The following is a 981-nucleotide window of genomic DNA, read 5'->3' as shown; positions in this document are numbered from 1 at the left end:
ATGATTGATTCCTTGAAGGTGTGTCGCTGCGAGGCTGGTAGGCGGAGGGTTTCCAAGATCAAAGCGTGACCAAAGAACTGGAAACCCTCCTGACCGAACTCTATGTGCTCATCGACGATCATGTCGTCGAACCCCGCACCGGGCGGGGCCGGCGCCCGCTGCTCTCCGATGCCGAACTGCTCACCCTGACCGTGGCGCAGATGCTGCTCGGATTCGACTGCGAACGCCGGTGGATCCGGCACGCCCACCACAGCGCCGAGTTGCGTGCGCTGTTCCCCTACATTCCCGGACAGTCGGACTACAACAAACGCGTCAGGGCGGCACGAGGGTTGCTGTGCAAGACAATTCGACTCCTCGCCGAGGTGTCCCCGTCATGGTTCGACGACCTGTGGATCACCGACGCCACCCCGGTGCCGTGCGGGATGTCTCGGGAAACGGTGAAGCGGTCGGACCTGGCCGGGCACGCGGGATACGGCTATTGCGCCTCCCATTCGCGCTTCTACTGGGGGCTGAAGCTGTACCTGGTCTGCGCCGGCGACGGGATGCCGATCATGTGGTGCCTGGCGAATCCGAAACTCGGTGAACGTGAGGTGGTGACCGCGCTGCTCGAACGCGATCACCACCTGATTCGGTCGGGGCAGATCCTGCTCGCCGACAAAGGCTTCTCCGGCGCACAGTTCGCCGCCACCACCGCCGCGATGGGCCTGCAGCTACTGCGACCGGACCGCAAGGACGAAACCTACAAGAACGGCAATCTCGGCGGGGTACGGCAGTGGATCGAATCGGTCAACCACACCTTGAAAGGGCAGCTTGGCCTGGAGGAACACGGTGGCCGCACCACGCACGGGGTGTTCGCCCGCGTCGCCCAGCGTGTGCTGGCGATGGCCGCCGGCATCTGGCACAACTGGAATATCGGCGCCACCGCCAAGCGATCATTTATCGCCTACGACCACTGACCCGTCCAAGGAATCAATCATCTAG

1 protein-coding gene is annotated in these 981 nt (G+C 63.3%); it reads left to right on the top strand.

Annotated elements, in window-relative coordinates:
• Positions 1 to 65: 65 nt before the first annotated feature.
• Complete coding sequence (locus tag RJ1_RS45030) at positions 66 to 956, top strand: IS982 family transposase (protein ID WP_073371179.1); 891 nt, start codon at positions 66 to 68, stop codon at positions 954 to 956.
• Positions 957 to 981: the final 25 nt, after the last annotated feature.

Source organism: Rhodococcus jostii NBRC 16295, from assembly GCF_001894825.1.
GTDB classification, from domain to species: Bacteria; Actinomycetota; Actinomycetes; order Mycobacteriales; family Mycobacteriaceae; genus Rhodococcus_F; species Rhodococcus_F jostii.
This window is presented reverse-complemented; position numbering and strand designations above follow the sequence as displayed.